This window comes from Kitasatospora sp. NPDC101447 (assembly GCF_044767225.1).
GTDB lineage: Bacteria > Actinomycetota > Actinomycetes > Streptomycetales > Streptomycetaceae > Kitasatospora.
The window spans coordinates 493,087-516,223 of sequence record NZ_JBIWNL010000001.1; the positions used below are offsets into that span (position 1 = coordinate 493,087).

The window sequence follows — 23,137 nt, forward strand, 5'->3', positions numbered from 1 at the left end:
GCCGTGTCCGTCGCCGTGGGAGAGCAGGTCACCTACCTCGAACTGTCCGAGGACGAGGGGAGTGCGCACAAGTTCTACGAGGTGCGCATCGCCGGTGCGGTGGTGACGGTCCGGTACGGGCGGATCGGCGAGCCCGGTCAGAGCAAGGCCACCAGCTACCCCAGCGCCGAGAAGGCGGCCGCCGCGGCCGCGAAGAAGATCGGCGAGAAGGTCCGCAAGGGCTACGCCCCCGCCGTCCAGGGCGTGCGCCAGCGCCGCGCGGTGACCAGGCGGCAGATCGTCAGCACCCGTTCCACCGCCCGCCAGGCTCCGCTGCTGTGGCGGTTCCGCTCCGGCTCGCCCGCCTTCGGGATCTTCGTCGGGGAGGAGCACGCCTGGGTCGGCAACGAGCGCGGCGACGTCTACACCCTCACCCACGACGGCGAGGTCACCGCCCGCTACGGCCTGCCGGACGGCGTCAAGTGCATCGTCGCGGACGACTGGTGGATCTACGCCGGCTGTGACGACGGCAAGGTGTACGACCTGGGCGGCAAGGTCCCGCGGGTCGCCTACGAGATAGCCCAGGACGTCGACATCTTCTGGCTCGACATCCACGACGGCGTGCTCGGCGTCGCCGACGAGCGCGGCGGCCTGACCACGGTGGACCACGAGGACGAGTTCCAGTGGCGCCGCCAGGCCGACGGCCGGGCCGGCTGGATGGTGCGCTGCGACGCGGACGGCGTCTACCACGGCCACTCGCGCGGCGTCGCCCGCTACGACAACCGCAGCGGCGACCCGCGGTGGCACACCCCCACCAACGGCGAGGTGCTGTTCGGCTGGCAGGAGGCCGAGGAGGTGTTCGCCGGCACCGGGCGCGGCTGGGTGCACCGGCTGCGCAAGTCGGACGGCGCCGAGGTGGCCGCCTACCGCTGCGACGCCGCCGTGTTCTCCTGCGCGGCCTCCCCGGACGGCGAGTACGTCTTCGCCGGGGACAACCACTCCTCGGTCTACTGCTTCGCGGCCGACGGCACCCGGCTGTGGAAGCTCGCCACCGGCTGCGGCTCGGCGTACAGCATGCAGTACCGGGACGGCCGGCTGTACCTGGTGACCACCGACGGCTCGCTGGCCTGCCTGGACGCGAGCGAGCAGGCCGTCCGGGCGGCCGAGGGCGGCACGCTGCCGAGCACCGCCGAGGTCGGGAGCGCGGGCTGGGAGCCGGTGCTGGCCGGCGCGGAGCTGGAGACTGTCGTGGTGGCCCCGGGTGCGGGCACCGGCGGCGGGATCGAGGTGGAGTGCGTCCAGGACGGCGCCCGGCTGCGGGTGCGGGTGCTCTCGCAGGGCTACGACCCCACGTGGCGGGTGCAGTTCCCGAAGGACATCCGGGTCCCCGGGGCGCGCTACGTGGTCGCCGAGGTGCGGGAGTCCGCGTCCGGCGGCTTCTACCGGGCGCGCGGCGAGATCAAGCGCCTGCTCTGACAGCCGGGCCCCGGGGCCGGGGCAGCCGCCCTGGCCCCGGGGCTGATCCGTGGCAGCGGATCAGCGGAGGCGGAGCACCAGCTTGCCGGTGTTCTCGCCGCGGAACAGCATCTGCAGGGTCTCCGGGAAGTCGTCCACGGTGCCCTCCACCACCTGCTCCTTCACCTTGATGCGGCCGTCGCCGATCCAGCCCGCGATCTCGGCGGCCGCCTCCGCGTACCGGCGGGCGTAGTCGAACACCACGAAGCCCTCCATCCGCGCCCGCCGCACCAGCAGTGACAGGTAGTTGGACGGGCCCTCGACGGTGCTCTCGTTGTTGTACTGGCTGATGGCCCCGCAGATCACGACCCGGGCGTGCATCGCGAGCCGGGTCAGCGCCGCGTCCAGGATCGGCCCGCCGACGTTGTCGAAGTAGACGTCGATGCCGTCCGGGGCGTGCGTGCGCAGCGCCTTGCGGACGTCCTCGGCGCGGTAGTCGATCGCGGCGTCGAAGCCCAGTTCCCCGGTGAGCAGCGCGCACTTCTCGGGACCGCCGGCGATGCCGACCACCCGGCAGCCCTTGACCTTGGCGATCTGCCCGACCATGGTGCCGACCGCCCCGGCGGCGCCGGAGACCACCACGGTCTCGCCCTCCTTGAGCGCCCCGACGTCCAGCAGCCCGAAGTACGCCGTCATGCCGGGCATCCCGAGGGCGCCGAGGTAGGTGGACAGCGGCGCGAGCGCGGGATCGACGGTGATCGCGCCCTTGCCGTCCGACACCGCGTACTCCTGGACCCCGAAGGCCCCGACCACGTGGTCCCCGACCCGGAACTTCGGGTGGTTCGACGCGACGACCTCGACCACCGACCCTGCCCGCATCACCTCGCCCAGCGCCACCGGCGGCAGGTACGACGGGCGGTCGTCCAGCCACCCGCGCATCGCCGGATCCAGCGACACGTACCGGGTCCGCCCCAGGAACTCGCCGTCCCCGGGCACCGCCACCGGCTCGCTCCCGTGCGCCCAGTCCTCCGCCCGGACCTCCCCGACCGGCCGACGGGCGAGGCGGATCTGGCGGTTGACTCCGGTGTCTTCGGTCATGACGTCTCCTGGGTGCGCACTCGGCTCGGGAAGTTCGACGGCCCGATTCTAAGCAAGCGCTTATTCATCTGACCAGAGCCTGCCACCTTCCGTGAGGTGACAGGGGAGTCCGGCAGCAGCCGGCACCGGCGTCGGTCAGTAGCGGTCGAGGAGGTGGCCGTAGCCGCCCGTCTGCCAGACGATGCGGCGGAACTCCCGGAGGTCGAGGGCCGCCGTGCCCAGTCCGACGGCGGCCGGGAAGTGGACGGTGCCGCAGCGGGCGCAGTACCAGGCCTTGGCCCACAGGCGTTCGGCCCGGGGCCGTCCGGCGAGTTCCTTCTCGGCCGACGTGTGGAGCAGTACCGCGGTCAGGAAGAGGAGGCCCGCGAGGATCACGGCGACGGCGGGCACCATGGGGGAGATCTCGAAGGCGTGGTGGTCCTGGAAGGTGGAGAACTGCGGGTCGTCGTCGTTGAAGTCCCTCGCGAAGGATCCGGCGAGGAAGGTGAAGACGGCGATCACGAGCAGGGCGACCCCCACGCCCACCGCGGTCCGGACGGGCGCCCGGTTGTCGATCGGCGCGGGCGCCAGGGCGCGGGACAGGTCGGACACGATCTCCCGGGTCCGGTAGTGGTGGTGGTCACCGTGCGGGTGCCGGGACGTCACGCTGCTGCGCCCGGCGTGGTACACCGCCGGGACGCTGCGGACCTGGTCGGTGAGCCCGCAGCGCGGGCAGGGGCGCAGGGCCGGTTGTGGCGGCGGCGGTGGCGGTGCGGGTACGGCGTCGTGGGTCCCCATCGTGATCTCCCCCGTGGCGGCGTCCGGCCGGGGCGGCCGTCCGTCCGTACCGGCTCAGGACGCCGAAGCTGCCGCCGTGGTTGCGGTCAACTCGCGCCGAGTGCAAGCTTGTTGGAGATACCCGGCGGGTGACGGGTCCAGTCGGCCGGGGCGGGGGTCGCTCGGTCGGGGCAGGTCGGTCACCCGGTCACCCGGTCACCCGGTCACCCGGTCACCCGGTCACCCGGTCACCCGTGACCCGGTCGCGTCCTCGCCGGCCGCCGGAGCGGGGTGGCCCGGCTGCCAGCCGAGCGCGGGCCCGAGCCGGGTCGCCAGATCGGTGAGGATCTGCACGTAGTCCCGGTGTTCGAAGGTGAACGGCAGGGCGAAGGCGACCTCGTCGACCTCCCGGTACCCGGCGTGCGCGTGCAGTCGTTCGACGAGCTGCTCGGACGTGCCGACCAGGTCGGGGGCGAACAGCAGCCGGGCCGGTCCCTGCGGGGCGAGCGTGCGCGGGGTGCGGGCGAGGGCGTACGCCTCGTACCGGGCGCGCTGTTCGGGCGTGGCGCTGTCGGTCGGGATGACCACCAGCCCCTGGGAGACCCGGGCCCGCTCGCCGTCGGGGTGGCGTTCGCGGAAGGCGCGGACCTGTTCGGCCTGGATCGCGGCGAAGTCGGGCGGCCCGTCGTCCGTCTCGGCCTTCACCACGCTGCTGGTGAGCAGGTTGATCCCCTGTTCGCCGGCCCAGCGGGCGGAGCGCAGGCTGCCGGCGCCGTACCAGAGCCGGGCGGCGAGGCCGGGGGAGTGCGGCTGGACCCTGCGGGAGTACGCCTCGATGCCCTCGGTGCCCTCGAAGTCGGAGGCGTCCTCGCCGCGGAGGAGGGCGAGCAGGCGTTCGGCGCGTCGGGGGCTGAAGTCCTCGTGTCCGCCGGTGTCGGGGTAGAGCGCGTCGCGCACGTGCTCGTAGTGGATGGGCGGGCCGACGGAGAAGCCGGGGTTGAGCCGGCCGTCGGACAGGACGTCCAGGGTGGCGAGGTCCTCGGCGAGGCGCAGCGGGTTCTCCCAGCCGAGCGGGGTGACGGCGGTGCCGAGCCCGATGCGGCTGGTGCGCTGGCCGGCGGCGGCGAGCACGGCGACGGGGGAGGAGATGCCGTACTGGAGGTGGCGGTGGCGCAGCCAGGCGTGGTCGAAGCCGAGCTGCTCGCCGAGGGTGATGAGGTCCAGGGTGGATTCGTGGCCGCGGCGCGGGTCGGCCTCGTCGAAGAGCCCGATGGTCAGGAAGCCGAGCTTCCGCAGGGGGCGAGGGTCCGGCGACATGGTGGGTGGCTCCGCGGGTTGTGGGACGGCCCGGGGGAGGGCCGGAGCGGTGGTGCCCCTCGAACGTAGGCGTCCCGGTCCCGGTCCGACAAGATCGGCACGCGATCCGGACACCCGACCGCAACGGACCCGCAACGGCGGGCAACGCCGCGCAACACGGCGTCGTGCGTCGCGGGGCCCGCGCCCGGGTGCGGCGCGGGCCCCGCGTGGGACCGCCGGTCAGCAGCTGCGCAGTTCCGGGCTCTGGTTGCGGATCTGGTTGCGCAGCGAGGTGAACTCGCGGTACGCCTCGCTGTCCTCGGCGCCGGGCCGGAAGGCGCCGACGCGGTGGCAGTTGACGAAGGCGAGCTTCACGCCGAAGTGGTCCTCCAGGCTGCCCCGGATGGCGTTGCTGGCGAGCGCGCGCAGCAGCTGGGCCCGCTGCTCGTCGCTGGGCGTGGTGTTGTCGGTGGTGAACTCGTCGTCGCCGGCGGCGAGTTCGGTGCTGAGCCCGGCGACGACCTGGTAGGCGTACGGGAGCGAGTCGCGGACGGTGGCGAGGAAGTCGGCCTGGTCGACACGGCCCTCCCGGGCCTGGGCGAGGAGGGCGGGGGAGACGTCGAGCGACATGGGTGTCCTCTTTCGGGGGTGTGGGGCGTGTCCGGGCGTCGGTGGGCAGCAGCCACCGCCATGGTTATCGAAGATGAAAACCATTACGGGTAAGCGTCGCGCCCACCCTGACGTCCTGTCAAGCACCGCCCCCCGAAGGACTGACGTCCGCCGCCGACGGCCGGCGGACCTTGATGACCAGCGTGGCGATCACGACCGCGAGCGCCGCGAAGACCAGGCCCATCTGGAAGGCGCTGGCGATGCCGTGCACCAGGACCTGCGAGGAGTAGGGCTCGGGGAGCTGTCCGGTGGCCTTGAAGCGCAGGGCCTCCTGCGGGGTGGCCTGCTGCAGGAACGCGCTGACCTGCTTGCCGGCCTCGTTGCGGCTGGCGGTGCCGTAGACCGTGACCAGGATCGACAGGCCCAGGGACCCGCCGACCTGCTGGGTGGTGTTGAGCATGCCGGTGGCGGCGCCGGTCTCGTGCGGGGCGACGTGGGAGACGGCGGTGAGCATCACCGGGACGAAGATCGAGCCCATGCCGAAGCCGAAGAGCAGGGTCGGGCCGAGGACGCCGCCGACGTAGGTGGTGTTGATGTCGATCTGGGTCGCCCAGGCGACGCCGGCCAGCACCAGGACGGAGCCGGTGACCAGGAACGGCTTGGGGCCCCACCGCAGTTGGTTGCGGGCGGCGAACTGGGCGGCGGCGATGATGGCCACGCTGATCGGCAGGAAGGCGAAGCCGGCCCGCAGTGGGCTGAACCCGAGGATCTCCTGCACGAACAGGGTGATGAAGAAGAAGATGCTGAACATCGCCGCGGCCACGCAGAGCATCAGCCCGTACGCGCCGGAGCGGTTGCGGTCGCGGAACAGGTGCAGCGGGGTGATCGGTTGCGGCACGCGCCGCTCGTTGAGCAGGAAGGCGGCCAGCAGGACGACGGCGAGGCTGAACGCGGTCAGCGTCACGGGGTCCGTCCAGCCGTGCTCGGAGGCGCGGATGAAGCCGTACACCAGGGAGACCATGCCCGCGGTGGCGGTGAACGCACCGGTGAGGTCGAAGCGGCCGGGGTGCCGTTCGGACTCGTTGATGTAGAGCGGCGCCAGCAGGGCGATCGCGATGCCGATCGGCACGTTGACGAAGAACACCCAGCGCCAGGACAGCCAGGACGTCAGCATGCCGCCGAGCAGCAGCCCGATGGCACCGCCCGCGCCCGCGACGGCGGAGAACACGCCGAAGGCCCGGTTGCGCTCCGGGCCCTCCTTGAAGTTGGTGGCGATCAGCGCGAGCGCGGTCGGCGAGGCGATCGCGCCGCCGAGGCCCTGCAGGGACCGCGCGGCGAGCAGCCAGGCGGAGGACTGCGCGACGCCGCCGAGCAGCGAGGCCAGGCTGAAGACCAGGACGCCGACCATGAACACCCGGCGCCGGCCGAGGATGTCGCCCGCCCGGCCGCCGAGCAGCAGCAGCCCGCCGAAGGTCAGGGTGTAGGCGTTGATGACCCAGGACAGGTCGGTGGTGTTGAACCCCAGTGCCTGCTGGATGTGCGGCAGCGCGATGTTCACGATCGTGATGTCGAGGACGACCATGAGCTGGGTGGCCGCGATGACGGTGAGGGCTATCCCTGGGTGCTGGCCCCGACGTGCGGTCGCGGGCGGAGTCTTGGCCAGGGCGCGCGAGGTGACCATGGCAGGTTCCCCAATGACTCGGGGGTGAACGAGGGGAGGGGACGGATTCGTTCACCTCCACCGACACTAGTCCGGGGAGATAGGGAACACAACCGTTCATTACGGACAAGCGGCGATTTCCGGACACCGGGGACGAACGCCCACCGACCGCTCGACCCGGGCCTCCGGCCGTCCCGCTCAGACCAGCCCTGCACCCCAGGCGCGGGCGCGGTCGAGCTCGCCGGCGCGCAGCGGGCCGTCGTTGTCCTCCACGATGAAGCCCTCGGGTTCGGCGACCACGTCGAAGTGGCGGTGGGCGAGCCGGTGGGCGATGCCCTCGGCCGCGCCGCCGGACCGGGCCATGTCGACCCTGGTGTCGAACGCGGCCGCGTGGGTGCCCGGTTCGGTCGTCGGGAGGTCGTGGAACCAGGACCGCAGGCCCGGGCCCGCGGCGGTCTCCCGTGCCTCGGCCGCCGCCGTCTCGCGGCCCTCCTGGCGCCCCTCGACCGCCGCGGCCATCCGGCGGCTGAGCCCGGAGGACATGCCGTGCATGTGGGTCGGGCCGCCGACCACCAGCAGGTCCGCGGACCGGGTCTGCTCGGCGTCGGCCTCGGCCACCGCGAGGCAGTCCACGGCCGCCCCGGGGTCGGCCCGGCGGACCCCCTCGGCGATCGCCTCGGCGATCTCCCGGGTGTTGCCGTACATGCTCTCGTACACGATCACGGTGTGCATGGTCTCCACCTTTCGTCACCTCCAGCCTCGCGCCGGCGGCGTTCGGCGGCGGTGGGCCGTTCGGCCCGGATCGGGGCCGTCAGGCCCTCGTGGGGACGGCGGTTCGGCCCGGCGGCCGCACCGGGCGCAGCGCAGGCGCGCAGGCAGGCAGCCAGGCGGGCAGGCGGGCGCCGAGGGCCGCGCGCCTGTCAGAGGTGGAAGCGCCGGGTCTCGCCGGGCCGGATCGTCGCCTCGGTGCCGCGCAGGCGGACGCGGACCGGCTCCTGGCGGTCCGCGCGCAGCCGCACCGTGACCGTGCGGCGGTCGACGGCGATGCCGAGGCCCCAGTGGCCCCGGTAGCGCAGCTCCAGCTCCAGGCGGCCGAGCGCGGAGGGCAGGTGCGGGTCGAGCCAGAGCGCGTCCTCGCGGACCTCCAGGCCGGTGTAGCAGCGCTGCAGCAGGTCCACCGCGCCCGCCATGGCGCCCAGGTGGACGCCCTCCGCCGTGGTGCCGTGCTGGCTGTCCCGCAGGTCGGCCACCAGGGCGTCGCGGAAGTACCGCCAGGACGCGCGGCGGTCGGAGCGGGTGAGCACCCAGGCGTGCACCACCGAGCTGAGCGTCGAGCCGTGGACGGTGCGCCGCAGGTAGTAGTCGGTCGTACGGCGCAGCAGCTCGTGCCCGGCCGGGTGGCCGAGGCGCCGCAGCAGGTCGCGCACCTCGCGGGCGGAGAACAGGTACCAGAGCATCAGCGCGTCGGCCTGCTTGGAGGCCTTGTAGCGGTTGACGCTGTCGCCCTCGGCCTCCAGGATCCGGTCGAGCCGGCGCAGGTCCGGGTAGCGGCGCCGGTAGCCCGCCCAGTCGAGCTCGGCGAGCCGCTCGTAGCCGTCGAACTGGCTGAGGACGCCGTCGTGGAAGGGCACGTGCAGGTGCCGGCCGACGTCCTGCCAGCGCTCCAGCTCCGCGGTGTCGAGGGCCAGGCGCTCGCGCAGCTCGTCGCGGCGGTAGCCGGGCAGGGCGTCGAGGGCGTCGCGGGCGCGGGCCAGCACCCAGGAGGCCAGCACGTTGGTGTAGGCGTTGTCGTCCAGGCCCGGCCGGTCCGCCCAGGGGTAGGCGTCGTGGTACTCGTCGGGGCCGAGGACCCCGCGGATCGACCAGCGCTCCCGGGCCCGGTCGTAGTCGGCGGCGGAGGACCAGTAGCGGGCGATCTCCAGCAGCATCTCGGCACCGGCCGAGGCGAGGAAGTCCCGGTCCCCGGTGGCCTGGTAGTACTGCCAGACGTTGTAGGCGACGGCCGAACCGACGTGCCGCTGCAGGTGGCTGTGGTCCGGCAGCCAGCGGCCGGACAGCGGATTGAGGTGCAGCTGCTGGGACTCCTCCCGGCCGTCGCCGGCGCTCTGCCACGGGTAGACCGCCCCCCGCAGGCCGAGCGCGCGGGCCTGCCGCCGCGCGGCTTCCAGGCGGCGGTGGCGGTGGCGCAGCACGGCCCGGGCGAGCTCGGGGAAGCGGAGGTCGAGCAGTTGCAGCACGAACAGCTCGTCCCAGAAGACGTGCCCCCGGTACGCCTCGCCGTGCAGCCCCCGGGCCGGGATGCCGACGTCCAGGTCGACGGAGTGCTCGGAGTACGTCTGGAGCAGGTGGAACAGGTCCAGGTGCAGCGGGCCGGCGCCGTCGAAGTCGGCCTCGATCCCGCAGCGGCGCCACAACTCCGCCCAGCGCAGGGCGTGTTCGGCGAGCAGCTGCCCGAAGTCGGCGGCTTCGGCGGCGAGCAGCCGGGAGGCGCGCAGCGGGGTCCCGGTCGCCCGGTCGCGGGAGGTGTGCACGGCGACCGTCTTCGTGACGGTGACGGGCCGCCCCGCAGTGGCCTCCAGGGCGAGGAGGTGGGCCGTCCAGCCCTCGCGCTGCTCGGTCGTCACCGTGTGCGCGCGGTCGGCGCTCGTGCGGGCGCACAGGGCGATCCGCAGCGGCGAGTGGAGCGCCTCGGCTTCGAGCCGGAGCAGCCCCGTGCCGTCCACCCCCTGACCGGCCGGGACGAGGTGGCGCCCGGCCAGCCCCCGGTAGCGGGCGACCCCGGTGTTGGCGACGTCGCCGTCCAGGCCCGAGCGCACCTCCAGCAGGCCGGACCAGTTCTCCGGGGTGAAGGTGCTCTCCAGGGCCAGCAGGTGCGGCCGGGCCTGGCTGGCCAGGCGGCGCTGCACCAGCCTGGTCCGCCGCCCCTGCCCGTCGACGACGAGGGCGGTGCGGGTCAGCAGCCCCCGGCGCAGGTCCAGCTCCAGCGTCTGCTCGGCGGGCGGCCCGGTGAACCACGCCCCGCCGGCCGGGCGGAAGGTCAGCGGCAGCCAGTTCGGGCAGTTGACCAGGTCCTCGTTGGTGACCACGCGCCCGGCGACGGCCGACTCCGCCCGGTCGTAGCAGCCCGCCAGGTACGTCCCCGGGTAGTGCACCCCGTCCGCCACCGCCTCCGGCGCGGCGCCCCGGCTGACCACGTACCCGTTGCCGACCGCGCACAGGGCCTCCCGCAGCCCCTCCTCGGCCGGGTCGAAGCCCTGGTAGCGGAGGGTCCACGGGTCCGGCATGTCGGGATGCTCCGCTGGTGGGTCCGCTGCCACGAGGTGACCTCCGTGCCGACCGGTGTGCCTCCAGTCTGCGCATCCCGCGGCCGGGCCGCCCGCCTGCTCCTCACTACCGGCCTGCTGCCCGCCACCTGCCGGCTGCCGCTCGCCCGCCGCCGTCCGGCCCGCGGGCGGGGCCGATCGGCCCTTCCCCGGGCCGGGGCGGGGTGGCGAGGCTGGAGGGCGGAGACAGGAGGTGCGCCATGACCGCTGCCCACCCGTCGCTCACCACCGCGGAGGCCCTGCTGGCCGACGGCACCACTGTGGAGCTGCGGCCGCTGGGGCCGGACGACCACCGGGCGGTGCTCGACCTGCACGCCGCCGGGATGTCCGAGGAGAGCCGCCGGATGCGGTTCTTCGGGGTCAGCCGCAACGCGCCCGCCCAGGCCGCGGACCGGCTGTGCGGGCCGTCGCGCACCGGCGTCCTGGCGCTCGGCGCCTGGGCGGGGGACGAACTGGTCGGCGAGGCGGACTGCGAACTGCTGGACGAACCGTCGCGGACCGCGGAGCTGGCCCTCGCGGTGGCCGACCGCTGGCACCACCGGGGCGTGGCCACCCTGCTGCTGGAACACCTGGTGCACGCCGCCCGGGCCGCCGGGATCCGGTTCTTCGAGGCCGACACCCTCTACGGCAACCAGGCCGTCCACCAGGTCTTCGCCGACCTCGGCCTGCCCGTCCGCCGGCACCACGCCCAGGGTGAGGTGAGGATCCGGGTGCCGCTGGACGAGGGCGACGAGCACTACCGCTCGGCCGTCGACGAACGCGGGCGCCGCGCCGACGTGGCGAGCCTGGCCGCGCTGCTGCGCCCCGCCTCGGTCGCCGTGGTCGGGGCGTCCCGGCGGGAGGGCTCGGTCGGCGGGACCGTCCTGGCGAAGATCCGGGAGGGCGGGTTCGCCGGTCCGCTCTGGGCGGTCAACCCGCACGCACGCGAGATCGGCGGCGAGCGCGCGTACCCGTCCGTCTCCGCGCTGCCCGCCGTGCCGGACCTCGCCGTGCTGGCCGTGCCCGCCGGAGCCGTCCCCGGCGTGGCCGAGGAGTGCGGCGAGGCGGGCGTGCGGGCACTGGTGGTGCTCACCTCGGGCCTCGGGCCGCAGGAGGCCGGCCGGCTGATCCGGGCCTGCCGCCGGCACAGCATGCGGCTGGTCGGGCCGAACAGCCTGGGCCTGGCCCAGACCGATCCCGCCGTCCGGCTGGACGCCGAGTTCGGCGGCGCCTTCGCCCGGCCCGGCACCGCCGGGGTGGCCGTGCAGAGCGGCGGCGTGGGGATCGCCCTGCTGTCGCGGCTGACCTGGCTGGGCATCGGGGTGTCGAGCTTCGTCTCGCTCGGCGACAAGTACGACGTCAGCGGCAACGACCTGCTCCAGTGGTGGGAGGCGGACGGCCGCACCGACCTCGCGCTGCTCCACCTGGAGTCCTTCGGCAGCCCGCGCGCCTTCGCCCGCACCGCCCGGCGGGTCACCCGCACGATCCCGGTGCTGACCGTCGACGCCGGCCGCTCGACCGCCGGCCGCCGCGCCGCCGCCTCGCACACCGCCGCGGCCGCCACCCCCACCGTCACCCGGGAGGCGCTGTTCCGGCAGGCCGGCATCACCGCCACCCGCAGCATCGACGAACTCGTCGCGGCCGCCGCCCTGTTCCACGCCCAGCCCCTGCCCGCACCGCGCGGGGCGGTCGCCGTGGTGTCCAACGCGGGCGGCATCGGGATCCTCGCGGCGGACGCCTGCGCCGAGGCCGGTCTCGCGCTGCCCGAACTCCCGCAGGGTCTGGCCGAACTGCTCCCCGCCGGCGCGTCCGTGCGGAACCCGGTGGACACCACGGCGGCCGTCACTCCGGTCGAACTCACCCACCTCCTCCGGGCGTTGGAGGAGGAACCGGCCGTCGACGCGATCCTGGTGTGCCTGGTTCCGACCGCGCTGGGCGCCGCCACCGGCGAGGACCCGGTACGCGCCCTGGTGGAGGGCCCGGCCCGCCGCCGCGTCCCGGTCGTCGCCGTGCTGCTCGACCAGCAGGTGCCCGTCCGGTACCGCAGCTGCGCCGACGGCGGCGTGCTGCCGGCCTACTCGGACGCGGTGGCCGCCGCCCGGGCCCTCGTCCACGCCCGGGACCGCGCCCGCCGACTCGCCGAACCGCCGTCCGCACCCGTCGCCGCCCCGGACTGCGACCGGCAGGCCGCCCGCAGCCTGGTCGACGGCTACCTGACCGCCCACCCCGGGGGCGGCTGGCTGGACCCGCTGTCCACCGCCGACCTGCTGGCGGCCTACGGGCTGCCGCTCACCACGACCGTCTGGGTGCGGGACGAGCAGGCGGCGGTGGCCGCGGCCGACGGGCTCCGCGGGCTCGGGCACGACGCGAAGGTCGCCCTGAAGGCGTACTGGCCCGGGCAGGTGCACAAGAGCGCCGTGGGTGCCGTCCGCACCGGCCTCGCCACGGACGCCGACGTGCGCGAGGCCTACCGCGAGTTCACCAAGCGCTTCGGCGCGGAGCTGGTCGGCGCCGTCGTCCAGCCGATGGCCGCGCCCGGGCTGGAGCTGCTGGCGGGCGTGGTGCAGGACCGCGTCTTCGGCCCGCTCGTCGTCCTCGGACTGGGCGGCACCGCCACCGAGGTCCTGGCCGACCGGGTGGCCCGGCTCGCCCCGCTGAGCGAGCGCGACCTGACCACCATGGTCACCGAACTGCGCAGCGCCCCACTGCTGTTCGGCCGGCACGGCGGGGCGGCCGTCGACCTCGCCGCCGTACGGTCCGTCCTGACCGGGCTGTCCCTGCTCGCCGAGGACGTCGCGGAACTCGTCGAGGCCGACCTCAACCCCGTCATCGTCCGTCCGGACGGCGCGGTCTGCGTGGACGTCCGGGTGCGCCTCGAACGCAGGCCGTCCTTCGACCCCTACCTGCGGCGGCTCCGGCGCCCCGCGGCCGCCGGGCCGGCCTTCGAGGAGGAGTGACCCCGGACCGGCGCCGCACGGGGCCTGCGGGCCGGGCCGGCGCCGCGGCCGGAGGCGCCGCCGCCCGTGCGCAGCGCTTCGCGGCGGCGCAGAATCGGTGGTGTCACCGCCCGCGCACCCCCACGGAGCAGGCCATGGACACGCCCCGGCCCGTACGCGTCTTCCTGCTGGACGACCACGAGGTGGTCCGGCGGGGCGTCCGGGACCTCCTGGAGGCCGAGGCGGACATCGAGGTCGTCGGCGAGGCCGGCACCTGCGCGCAGGCCCTCGCCCGGGTGCCCGCGCTGCGCCCGGACGTCGCCGTGCTCGACGTACGGCTCCCGGACGGCGACGGCGTGAGCGTCTGCCGGGAACTCCGGGACGGTCTGCCCGGCCTCGCCTGCCTGATGCTGACCTCCTTCGACGACGACGACGCCCTGCTCGACGCGATCATGGCCGGCGCGGCCGGTTACGTCCTCAAGGAGATCAAGGGCGCCGACCTGGTCGGCGCGGTCCGCACGGTGTCCTCCGGCCAGTCGATGCTCGACCCGGCCACCACCCGCAAGCTGATGGAGAGCCTGCGCCACCACGACGAGCAGAGCGAGAGCGACGCGGCCCTCGCCGGTCTGACGCCCCGCGAGCGGGAGATCCTCGTCCTGGTGGGGGAGGGCAAGACGAACCGGCAGATCGGCCGGGAACTCTTCCTGGCCGAGAAGACGGTGAAGAACCACGTCTCGCGGCTGCTCGCCAAGCTGGGCGTCGAGCGCCGCCTCCAGGCCGCGGTCCTGGCCGCCCACGCCGACCCCGAGCAGCACCACCAGCGCCCGCACTGAGCCCGTCGCCTGCACTGAGTGCGTCGCCGCACCGACCCCGACGGGCCCGGCCGGCCCCGGAGACGGAGCCGAACGGCCCAAGCGGCGCGCCGGCCCCCGGCCGCATGCTGGAGGTGATCGATCTCCCTGGAGGCGGCCATGCCCACCCTCACCCTCGACGCCCCCGCGCTGGAGAAGCTCGTCTCCGCCGCGGTGGCGGCACCCTCGATCCACAACAGCCAGCCCTGGCGCTTCCGGCTCCAGCCGGACACCTCGACGCTGGAGGTCCGGGCCGACCGCAGCCGGGCCGTCCCGGCCGTCGACCCGCAGGGCCGGGCGCTGCACATCTCCGTCGGCGCGGCCGTCCTCAACCTGAGGGTCGCCGCCCGCCACCTCGGCTGGGCGCCCGAGGTGAGGCTGCTGCCCGACCCGGCCGAACCCGGACTGCTGGCCGCCGTCGAGCTCGACACCCCGGCCGGCGCACCGGTGCCGGGCACCGAGAAGCTGTACGAGGCGATCTGGCGCCGCCACTCCAGCCGCACCCCGTTCACCGGCGAGCCCGTTCCCCCGGCCGTCCTGGACGAACTGGCCACCGCCGCCCGGTCCGAGGACGCCCTGCTCCACCTACCCGACCACGCGGAGACCGCCCGACTGCTGCACCTCACCGCCGAGGCCGAGCGCCGCAACACCACCGACGAAGCCCAGCGCACCGAGAGCCGCAGCTGGATCCGCAGCGGCGAGGCACCGCCGTACGGCATCCCGGTCGGCGCGCTCGGCCCCCAGGACGCGGCCGGCCGGCTGCCGATGCGTGACTTCTCCGCCATCCACGCCGACGAGCACCGGGCCCCCGCGCGCTTCGAGGCCGAGCCCCGCATCGCCGTCCTGGCCACCGAGCACGACGCCCCGCGGGACTGGCTGCAGGCGGGCCTCGCCCTGGAACACGTCCTGCTCGCCGCCACCGTCCACGGCGTCCGCGCCTCCCTGCTGCACCAGGCCATGGAGTGGCCCTACCTGCGCTGGGAGGCCCGCGACCCGCACCGCGGCCCCGGCCACGTCCAGATCCTGATCCGCCTCGGCTACGGCCCCGAAGGCGCCCCGACACCGCGGCTGGCCCCGGGGGAGGTGCTGGACCGGCCCTGATCCCGGAGCCCTCGGATCCGGCGTTGAAGACGGACCCTAGGACAGCGGAACCCGCCAGACCAGCTCGGTGCCGCCCTCGGGGCGGGCCCGCGCGGTGAAGGCGCCGCCCAGGGCGGTGGCGCGGTCGGCGAGGTTGGCCAGGCCGCTGCGGCGGCCGCCCTCGGGCAGGCCGACGCCGTCGTCGGTCACGGTGACGCTCACGTCCGGGCCGGCCGCGACGGTGGCCTCGACGGTGGTCGCCTTCGCATGGCGGGCCGCGTTGGACAGCGCCTCCTCCAGGACGGCGACGGCCGCGTCCGCGACCTCGGCGGGCACCGTGACGTCGAGCAGGCCGGTCATCCGCAGGGCCGGCGCGAAGCCGAGCGAGCGGGCCGCGCGGTCGACCACCTCGACGACGCGGCTGCGCAGTCCCTCCGCCGCCGGGCCGCGCTCGCGCAGCCGCAGGCCGAAGATGGTGGCGCGGATGGTCCGGACGGTCTCGTCCAGGTCGTCGATCGCCCGCAGCACCCGGTCGGCCGCCTCGGGGTGGTCGATGAAGCGGGTCGCGCCCTGCAGGGTCATCCCGGTGGCGAACAGCCGCTGGATGGCCAGGTCGTGCAGGTCGCGCGCGATCCGGTCGCGTTCCCGCAGCAGCGCGACCTGCTCGGAGTCCCGGCGCCGCTCGCCGAGTTCCATGGCCACCGCCGCCTGCCCCGCGAAGCCCAGCAGCGGCCCGGACCCGCCCTCCTCGAACAGCGCCGCCCCGGCGGCCCTGGCCAGCATCAGCACCCCGCGGATGCCGCGCTCGGCGGTCCCGACGGGGACGGCGACGGCCGGGCCGAGGCCCTCCCAGCGCGGTGGCCCGACGGTGATCCTCGGGTCCCGCCGGACGTCGGGACTGACCACCAGCCCGCCGGTGCGCACGGCGGAGCCGACGAACGACCCCTCGACCGGCAGCACCAGACCGCGGTGCTCCTCCGCACGCAGCCCGACGGCGATCCGCACCTCCAGCTCGCGGGCCTGCGGCACCGGCACGGCGAACACGGCGAGGTCCGCGCCGGCGATCTCGGCCGCCCGGGCGAGCAGCAGGTCCAGCACCTCCTGCTCGGCGCTGCCCGAGAGCAGGCTGCTGGTCACCTCGGCGCTCGCCTCCAGCCAGCGCTGCCGCTGCCGGGCCCGGGCGTACAGCCGGGCGTTGTCGATGGCCACGCCGGCGGCGACGGCGAGGGTGGCGAGCACCGCCTCGTCCTCGGCGTCGAAGTCGCCGCCGCCGCGCTTCTCGGTCAGGTAGAGGTTGCCGAACACCTTGTCGCGGATCCGGATCGGCACGCCCAGGAAGGTCCGCATCGGGGGGTGGTCGGCCGGGAAGCCGTAGGAGGCCGGGTGGTCGGAGAGCCGGGAGAGCCGCAGCGGCTCGGGGTGGCGGATCAGCTCGCCGAGGATGCCGTGCCCGGACGGCAGGGCGCCGATCAGCGCGACCTGTTCGTCGGTGACCCCGACCGGGATGAACTGCGAGAGGCGCTGGTCCTCGCCGATCACCCCGAGCGCGCCGTACTCGGCGTCCACCAGGGTGACGGCCGCCTCCACGATGTGCTGCAGCACCTGGGTCAGCTCCAGGTCGCGTCCGACCGCCAGCACGGCCTCCAGCAGGCTGTGGACGCGGTCGCGGGTGCCGCGGGCGGCGTCCAGGCGGGCCTGGAGTTCGTCCAGGAGCTCGTCCAGCCGCAGCTTCGGCACGGGGGCGCCCGGCTGCGACGCACCGGCCTCCGACGCGCTGTCCAAGGGAACCTCCCTGGCTCGCCCCCGATGGCCCACGGACCAGCGTAGGCGCGCGGCCCGGGCCGCGTCGGGCGGAAGGGGGGTCCAACGGCCCCGTCGGAGCACCCCACCGGCCCCCTGGCGGCGGGTGGGGCCGCGGATGACGCTGGAAGGGCGAGCGGGACCGCCACGGCTCCGCCGTCCGAGAGGAGCGACCGCAGCATGAAAGCGCTCACCTACCACGGACCCGGCCGCCGCACCTGGGGCGACGTCCCCGACCCGGCCGTCCGCGACCCCGAGGACGCCGTCGTCCGGGTGGACGCGGTCACCATCTGCGGCACCGACCTGCACATCCTCAAGGGCGACGTCCCGGAGGTCGAGGAGGGCCGCGTCCTCGGCCACGAGGCCGTCGGCACCGTCACCGGGACCGGGCCGGGCGTCCGCACCGTCGCGCCCGGCGACCGCGTCCTGATCTCCTGCATCTCCGCCTGCGGCCGCTGCGCCTACTGCCGCGCCGCGAGCTACGGCCAGTGCACCGGGGGCGGCGGCTGGATCCTCGGGCACCTGGTCGACGGCTGCCAGGCCGAGTACGTCCGCACGCCCTTCGCGGACACCTCGCTGTACAAGCTGCCCGACGGGGTCCGTGACGAGGACGCGCTGCTGCTCGCCGACATCCTGCCCACCTCGTACGAGGTCGGCGTGCGCAACGGCCGGGTCGGGCCGGGCGACACCGTGGCGATCGTCGGCGCCGGGCCGATCGGGCTCGCCGCGATCCTCACCGCCCGGCTGTACAGCCCGGCCCGCATCATCGCGGTCGACCTCGCGCAGAGCCGCCTGGACGCCGCCAAGCGCTTCGGCGCCGACACCACCCTGACCGTGGCCGAAGCCACCCCGGAGGCCGTCCGGGGCCTGAGCCGGGACGGGCTCGGCGTGGACGTCGCGATCGAGGCGGTCGGGGTGCCGGAGTCCTTCGAGCTCTGCACCCGACTGGTGCGCCCCGGCGGCCGGGTGGCCAACGTCGGCGTGCACGGCGGGCCCGCGACGCTCCACCTGGAGGACCTCTGGATCCGCAACGTCACCGTCACGACCGGCCTGGTCGACACCCACAGCACCCCGATGCTGCTCGACATGCTGGCCGTCGGCCGGCTGGACGTCGGGGGTCTGGTCACGCACCGGTTCGGCCTCGAAGAGATGCAGGACGCGTACGACGCCTTCGCGGACGCGGCCGGCACCGGGGCCCTCAAGGTCGCCCTCTTCCGGACCTGACCCGCCTCCCTCCGTCGACTCCCGCCCCGTCCCGGCCACGCCGGAGTGCCGGGCGTGGGCAGGACACGCGCCGCCGCCCCGGAAGCCCGTTCCGGGGCGGCGGCGCGAGTCGCGAGGCGCGTGGGACTCAGCCCGTGATCGCCTTCAGGGCGGCGCTCATCGTCGCGGCCATCGTGGAGGTGCCGTTGTAGGAGCCGACGGTGGCGTCGTTGAGGGCGTTGACGATGTCGTCCCCGGCGACCTGGTTGTTGTCGCCGACGATCACCGTCCCGTAGTTGCCGCCGGTGGCCTGGGCGGCCTCCATGGCGCCGGTGGCGACCCCGGCCGTCGTCCCGCTCGCGCCGTTGTGGGAGCCGACGGTGGCGTCGTGGCCCGCGTTGATGATGTCGTAGCCGGCGACCTGGTTGTTGTCGCCGACGATGACCGTCCCGTGGTTGCCGCCGGAGACGACCTCGGCGCTCGCGGCGGTCGGCACGGCGGCCAGGCCGGCGGCGGCGAGCAGGATCAGCGTCCGGGTGAGGCGACGGTTCATGGGTGTTTCTCCGCTTCTGTCGGTTTTCGTCCCCGGTCGGGGCGAAGGCGACAGTAGGCGTCGCCCCCCGGGGCGGCGGGCGATGGTCCGCCGCCCGTGGCGTGTCGGACCCGGGCGGAGGATTCCCGGTCGCCACGACGCACCGCCCCGGGTGGCGGCCTCGTGCGCCGCGGCCGGTGACCCCGGCCGGGGTTCACCCGTCCGGATGGCCGGCGGCGCGGCACGCCGGGGAGCGGCGGTGGCGCAGGGCTAGGGTCGGCGGGGCCGGTCCGCCCCACCACGGGAGAACGATGCCGAGGGTCCCCAGTCTCCGCTCACGGTGGGCGAGTGCCGCCGCCGGGCTGGCCGTCGTCGCGTCCGCCCTGACGGGCTGCGGGAGCAGCGGGCAGAGCGGCCAGGCCACCCTGAACTGGTACAACTTCCCGGACGACTCGGGCGCCCTGCAGCAGGCCGCCGACCGCTGCGGGCAGCAGTCCGGCGGGCGCTACACGATCCGCTACAACAAACTGCCCCGCGGCGCGGACGGCCAACGCCAGCAGCTGGTGCGCCGGATGGCCGCGCACGACACCGACGTGGACATCCTGGGCCTCGACGTCACCTGGCCCGCCGAGTTCGCCGAGGCCGGCTGGATCCACGAGTGGACCGGGCAACTGCGCGACCGGGCCACCGCCGACACCCTCGACGCGGCGGTGCGCACCGCCACCTGGCAGGGCCGGCTGTACGCCGCGCCGTACAACTCCAACACCCAACTGCTCTGGTACCGCGACGACCTGGTGCAGACCCCGCCCAGGACCTGGGCCGAGATGCTGGCCAAGGCGGACGAGCTGGCCCGCGCCGGCAAGCCGCACTACGTGGAGATCCAGGGCGCCCAGTACGAGGGACTCACCGTCTGGTTCAACACCCTGATCACCAGCGCCGGAGGCTCGATCCTCACCCCCGACGCGCAGGCCCCCTCGCTCGGGGCGCCCGCGGTCACCGCCGCCACCGTGATGCACGACCTGGCGACCTCACCCGCCGCCGACCCGTCGCTGCCGAACCAGATGGAGGACCAGAACCGGCTCGCCATGGAGTCCGGCACGGCCGCCTTCGAACTCAACTACCCCTTCGTCTACCCCTCGATGAAGGCCAACCAGCCCGAGCTGTTCCAGCACTTCCGCTGGGCCCCGTACCCCGCCGTGATCCCCGGCCGCCCCGCCAGCGTCACCATCGGCGGGATCGACCTCGCGGTGGGCGCCTACAGCCGGCACCCCGACCTCGCCTTCGAGGCCACCCTGTGCCTGCGCGACCGGGAGAACCAGCTGACCAACGCGCTGAAGGGCGGCCTCCCGCCCTCCCTGCGCAGCCTCTACCAGGCGGCGGAGCTCACCCGGAGCTACCCCTTCGCCGCGGACGTGCTCGCCGCCCTGGACTCCGCGAGCATCCGGCCGAAGACCCCGGCCTACCAGAACGTCTCCATCGCCGTCTCGCACACCCTCTCCCCGCCCGCCGACATCCGCCCGGAGAAGGACGTCGCCGACCTCCACGGGCAGATCCAGGACGCCCTCGGTTCGAAGGGGCTGATCCCGTGACACCGTCCACCGCCTCGCGCGCCACGGCCGGCAAGGCCCCGGCCGGGCCGTCCCGCGGCGCCCGCCAGGAACGCCGGCTCGGCCTGCTGCTGTGCGCCCCCGCGGTCGTCGTGATGCTCGCCGTCACCGCCTACCCCATCGGCTACGCCGTCTACCTCTCGCTCCAGCGCTACGACCTGCGCTTCCCCGAGCAGGCGCACTGGGTCGGGCTCGCCAACTACGGCGCGGTGCTGAGCTCGCCGTACTGGTGGCAGGCGCTCGGCGTCACCGTGCTGATCACCGTCGTGTCGGTGGCCGTCGAGCTCGTCCTCGGCCTCGCCCTCGCCCTGGTGATGCACCGCGCCGTCTTCGGCCGCGGCACCGTCCGCACCGCCGTCCTGGTGCCGTACGGGATCGTGACCGTCGTCGCCGCCTACTCCTGGCAGTACGCCTGGACACCCGGCACGGGCTACCTCGCCGCCCTGCTGCCCGAGGGCAGCGCCCCGCTGACCGAGCAGTGGCCCGCCATCGGCCTGATCATCCTCGCCGAGGTGTGGAAGACCACCCCGTTCATGGCTCTGCTCCTGCTCGCCGGACTCGCCCTGGTGCCCGACGAGACCGTCCGGGCGGCGATGGTGGACGGCGCGAGCTTCGGGCAGCGGCTGCGCCTGGTGATCCTGCCGCTGATGAAGCCGGCCATCCTGGTCGCCCTGCTCTTCCGCACCCTGGACGCCTTCCGCATCTTCGACAACATCTACGTGCTGACCGGCGGTTCCAACGGCACCGGCTCGGTGTCGATCCTCGGCTACGACAACCTCTTCACCGCGCTCAACCTGGGCATCGGATCGGCGATCTCCGTCCTGATCTTCGTCTGCGTCGCACTCATCGCCCTGGTCTTCGTCAAGCTGTTCGGCACGGCGACGCCGGGCGCGGAACCGGAGAGCCGATGAGCACCCGACACGCCCGGACGCTCACCGGCTGGGGCGTCGCCAACCTGGTCGTCGTCCTGTACGCGCTCTTCCCGGTGTGGTGGATCGTGGCGCTCTCCTTCAAGGACCCCGCCACCCTCACCGACGGAAACTTCGTGCCGCGCGAGTGGACCTGGGCCAACTACCGCGGCATCTTCCAGACGTCGGAGTTCACCCGGGCCCTGGTGAACTCGATCGGCATCGCGGTGATCTCCACCGCCATCGCCGTCGTCCTCGGCACCATGGCGGCCTACGCGGTGGCCCGGCTGCGCTTCCCCGGCAAACGGCTGCTGATCGGCATCTCCCTGCTGATCGCGATGTTCCCGCCGATCTCGCTGGTCTCACCGCTGTTCAACATCGAGCGGGTGCTCGGCCTCTTCGACACCTGGGCCGGGCTGATCATCCCCTACATGACCTTCTCGCTGCCGCTGGCGATCTACACCCTCTCCGCGTTCTTCCGGGAGATCCCGTGGGACCTGGAGAAGGCGGCCAAGGTCGACGGCGCCACGCCCTGGCAGGCGTTCCGGCTGGTCATCGCACCGCTGGCGGCACCCGGCGTGTTCACCACCGCGATCCTGGTCTTCATCTTCTGCTGGAACGACTTCCTCTTCGCGATCTCGCTGACCTCCACCACCTCGGCCCGGACGGTGCCGGCCGCCATCGCCTTCTTCACCGGGAGCTCCCAGTTCGAGCAGCCGACCGGCTCGATCGCGGCCGCCGCCGTGATCATCACGATCCCGATCGTGGTCTTCGTGCTGCTGTTCCAACGCCGCATCGTCGCCGGACTCACCGCCGGCGCAGTCAAAGGTTGAGACCGCCCCACCCGGCGGACCAGGAAGGCGGACCGTGGCCGAGATCGTCCTCGACGGCATCACCAAGCGCTACCCCGACGGCGCCCTCGCCGTCCGCGACGTCAACCTCACCATCGCCGACGGCGAGTTCGTGATCCTGGTGGGCCCGTCCGGCTGCGGCAAGTCCACCACGCTCAACATGATCGCCGGGCTGGAGGACATCACCGACGGCACCCTGCGGATCGCCGGGGAGGTCGTCAACGACCGCGCGCCCAAGGACCGCGACATCGCCATGGTCTTCCAGAGCTACGCCCTCTACCCGCACATGAGCGTGCGCGACAACATGGGCTTCGCGCTGCGGCTGGCCAAGACCGACAAGGCGACCATCGCCGCCAAGGTGGAGGAGGCCGCCCGCATCCTGGACCTCACCCAGCACCTGGACCGCAAGCCCGCCAACCTCTCCGGCGGCCAGCGCCAGCGGGTCGCGATGGGGCGGGCCATCGTCCGCGACCCCAAGGCCTTCCTGATGGACGAGCCGCTGTCCAACCTGGACGCCAAGCTCAGGGTCCAGATGCGCACCCAGATCGCCGCGCTCCAGCGCCGTCTGGGCACCACCACCGTCTACGTCACCCACGACCAGGTGGAGGCCATGACGCTCGGCGACCGGGTGGTGGTCATGCGGGCCGGCGTCGTCCAGCAGGTCGGCTCGCCGCAGCACCTGTACGACGAGCCGGTCAACCTGTTCGTCGCCGGGTTCATCGGCTCGCCCGGCATGAACTTCCTCGGCGCCGCGCTGGAGGAGAACGCGCTGCGCACCTCGCTGGGCGCGCTGCCGCTGGACGACCGCACCCGGCGCGCCCTGGAGCGGGCGGACGCGCCCCCCGAGCTGATCGTCGGCATCCGCCCCGAGGACTTCGAGGACGCCGCGCCGGCCGAGCACACCGGCGGCGTCACCTGCACCGTCACCGTCGAGGTCCGGGAGTCCGTGGGCTCCGACGTGTACGTCCACTTCGCGGAGGAGGGCGGGCCGGCGCCGACGGAGGAACTCGCCGAACTCGCCGCGGACTCGGGCCGGGCCGACACGGGCATGCAGGAGCACCGCGTGGTCGCGCGGCTGAACACCGCGACCCGCGCCGCCGAGGGCCACCCGCTGGAGCTGTGGGTCGACACCGCCCGGATCCACGTCTTCGACCCCCGCGACGGCGCCAACCTGACCCACCCGGAGCGCCAGCCGGGGTGAGCCGGGCGGGGGC

At 74.2% G+C, this 23,137-nt stretch carries 18 protein-coding genes; 9 read left to right on the forward strand and 9 right to left on the reverse strand.

Going from position 1 to position 23,137, the window contains the following annotated elements:
* Positions 1-3: 3 nt before the first annotated feature.
* Entirely contained in the window at positions 4-1,455 is a 1,452-nt protein-coding gene (locus ACIRST_RS02130; RefSeq protein WP_350523160.1) for a WGR domain-containing protein, read from the forward strand.
* Positions 1,456-1,515: 60 nt separating this feature from the next.
* Here ACIRST_RS02130 and ACIRST_RS02135 read toward each other — a convergent pair whose 3' ends face one another.
* The 7 genes from ACIRST_RS02135 to ACIRST_RS02165 form a co-directional block, all read right to left on the reverse strand.
* Positions 1,516-2,532, reverse strand: a complete 1,017-nt coding sequence (locus ACIRST_RS02135; RefSeq protein WP_402799216.1) for an NADP-dependent oxidoreductase — start codon at positions 2,530-2,532, stop codon at positions 1,516-1,518.
* A 135-nt stretch (positions 2,533-2,667) separates the two neighbouring features.
* Complete coding sequence (locus ACIRST_RS02140) at positions 2,668-3,309, reverse strand: hypothetical protein (protein ID WP_402799219.1); 642 nt, start codon at positions 3,307-3,309, stop codon at positions 2,668-2,670.
* Between the two features lie 219 nt (positions 3,310-3,528).
* Positions 3,529-4,605, reverse strand: a complete 1,077-nt coding sequence (locus tag ACIRST_RS02145) for an LLM class flavin-dependent oxidoreductase (RefSeq protein WP_402799222.1) — start codon at positions 4,603-4,605, stop codon at positions 3,529-3,531.
* 219 nt (positions 4,606-4,824) lie between these two features.
* Positions 4,825-5,214: an SCO5389 family protein gene (locus tag ACIRST_RS02150; RefSeq protein ID WP_350523156.1), complete on the reverse strand. Its 390-nt coding sequence runs from the start codon at positions 5,212-5,214 to the stop codon at positions 4,825-4,827.
* 118 nt (positions 5,215-5,332) lie between these two features.
* Positions 5,333-6,874, reverse strand: coding sequence for an MFS transporter (locus ACIRST_RS02155; RefSeq protein ID WP_402799225.1), 1,542 nt, complete (start codon positions 6,872-6,874; stop codon positions 5,333-5,335).
* Between the two features lie 177 nt (positions 6,875-7,051).
* Positions 7,052-7,585 (reverse strand): flavodoxin domain-containing protein, encoded by a 534-nt coding sequence (locus tag ACIRST_RS02160; protein ID WP_350523154.1) that lies wholly within the window; start codon positions 7,583-7,585, stop codon positions 7,052-7,054.
* Between the two features lie 188 nt (positions 7,586-7,773).
* Positions 7,774-10,137, reverse strand: coding sequence for a glycoside hydrolase family 65 protein (locus ACIRST_RS02165; RefSeq protein WP_402799229.1), 2,364 nt, complete (start codon positions 10,135-10,137; stop codon positions 7,774-7,776).
* A 239-nt stretch (positions 10,138-10,376) separates the two neighbouring features.
* On the opposite strand from ACIRST_RS02165, the gene ACIRST_RS02170 reads away from it, so the two are divergent.
* The 3 genes from ACIRST_RS02170 (at position 10,377) to ACIRST_RS02180 (ending at position 15,043) form a co-directional block, all read left to right on the forward strand.
* Positions 10,377-13,112 carry a GNAT family N-acetyltransferase gene (locus ACIRST_RS02170; protein ID WP_402799232.1) on the forward strand — a complete coding sequence of 912 codons (2,736 nt, stop codon included), beginning with the start codon at positions 10,377-10,379 and terminating at the stop codon, positions 13,110-13,112.
* A 134-nt stretch (positions 13,113-13,246) separates the two neighbouring features.
* A complete protein-coding gene (locus ACIRST_RS02175) occupies positions 13,247-13,924 on the forward strand; it encodes a response regulator (protein WP_402799235.1) in 678 nt (225 codons plus the stop codon).
* A gap of 138 nt (positions 13,925-14,062) precedes the next feature.
* The gene (locus ACIRST_RS02180) at positions 14,063-15,043 is read left to right on the forward strand and encodes an Acg family FMN-binding oxidoreductase (protein ID WP_402799238.1); all 981 of its coding nucleotides are present in this window, start codon (positions 14,063-14,065) and stop codon (positions 15,041-15,043) included.
* A gap of 36 nt (positions 15,044-15,079) precedes the next feature.
* Here ACIRST_RS02180 and ACIRST_RS02185 read toward each other — a convergent pair whose 3' ends face one another.
* Positions 15,080-16,804 (reverse strand): GAF domain-containing protein, encoded by a 1,725-nt coding sequence (locus ACIRST_RS02185; protein ID WP_402799241.1) that lies wholly within the window; start codon positions 16,802-16,804, stop codon positions 15,080-15,082.
* Positions 16,805-17,002: 198 nt separating this feature from the next.
* On the opposite strand from ACIRST_RS02185, the gene ACIRST_RS02190 reads away from it, so the two are divergent.
* Positions 17,003-18,046, forward strand: coding sequence for an alcohol dehydrogenase catalytic domain-containing protein (locus ACIRST_RS02190; RefSeq protein ID WP_402799244.1), 1,044 nt, complete (start codon positions 17,003-17,005; stop codon positions 18,044-18,046).
* Positions 18,047-18,173: 127 nt separating this feature from the next.
* On the opposite strand, the gene ACIRST_RS02195 is transcribed toward ACIRST_RS02190, so the two are convergent.
* On the reverse strand, positions 18,174-18,578 hold the full coding sequence (locus ACIRST_RS02195; protein ID WP_402799247.1) for a hypothetical protein: 405 nt from the start codon (positions 18,576-18,578) through the stop codon (positions 18,174-18,176).
* Positions 18,579-18,868: 290 nt separating this feature from the next.
* Here ACIRST_RS02195 and ACIRST_RS02200 point away from each other — a divergent pair, with 290 nt between their 5' ends.
* From ACIRST_RS02200 to ACIRST_RS02215, 4 genes are read left to right on the forward strand one after another with little or no spacing between them, the layout of a single operon-like run.
* Complete coding sequence (locus tag ACIRST_RS02200) at positions 18,869-20,146, forward strand: ABC transporter substrate-binding protein (protein ID WP_402799249.1); 1,278 nt, start codon at positions 18,869-18,871, stop codon at positions 20,144-20,146.
* A complete protein-coding gene (locus tag ACIRST_RS02205) occupies positions 20,143-21,075 on the forward strand; it encodes a sugar ABC transporter permease (RefSeq protein WP_350523145.1) in 933 nt (310 codons plus the stop codon). The genes ACIRST_RS02200 and ACIRST_RS02205 overlap by 4 nt, the downstream gene beginning before the upstream one ends.
* Positions 21,072-21,905, forward strand: coding sequence for a carbohydrate ABC transporter permease (locus tag ACIRST_RS02210; protein ID WP_350523144.1), 834 nt, complete (start codon positions 21,072-21,074; stop codon positions 21,903-21,905). The genes ACIRST_RS02205 and ACIRST_RS02210 overlap by 4 nt, the downstream gene beginning before the upstream one ends.
* Positions 21,906-21,939: 34 nt before the next feature.
* Complete coding sequence (locus ACIRST_RS02215; protein ID WP_402799253.1) at positions 21,940-23,124, forward strand: ABC transporter ATP-binding protein; 1,185 nt, start codon at positions 21,940-21,942, stop codon at positions 23,122-23,124.
* Positions 23,125-23,137 lie beyond the last annotated feature (13 nt).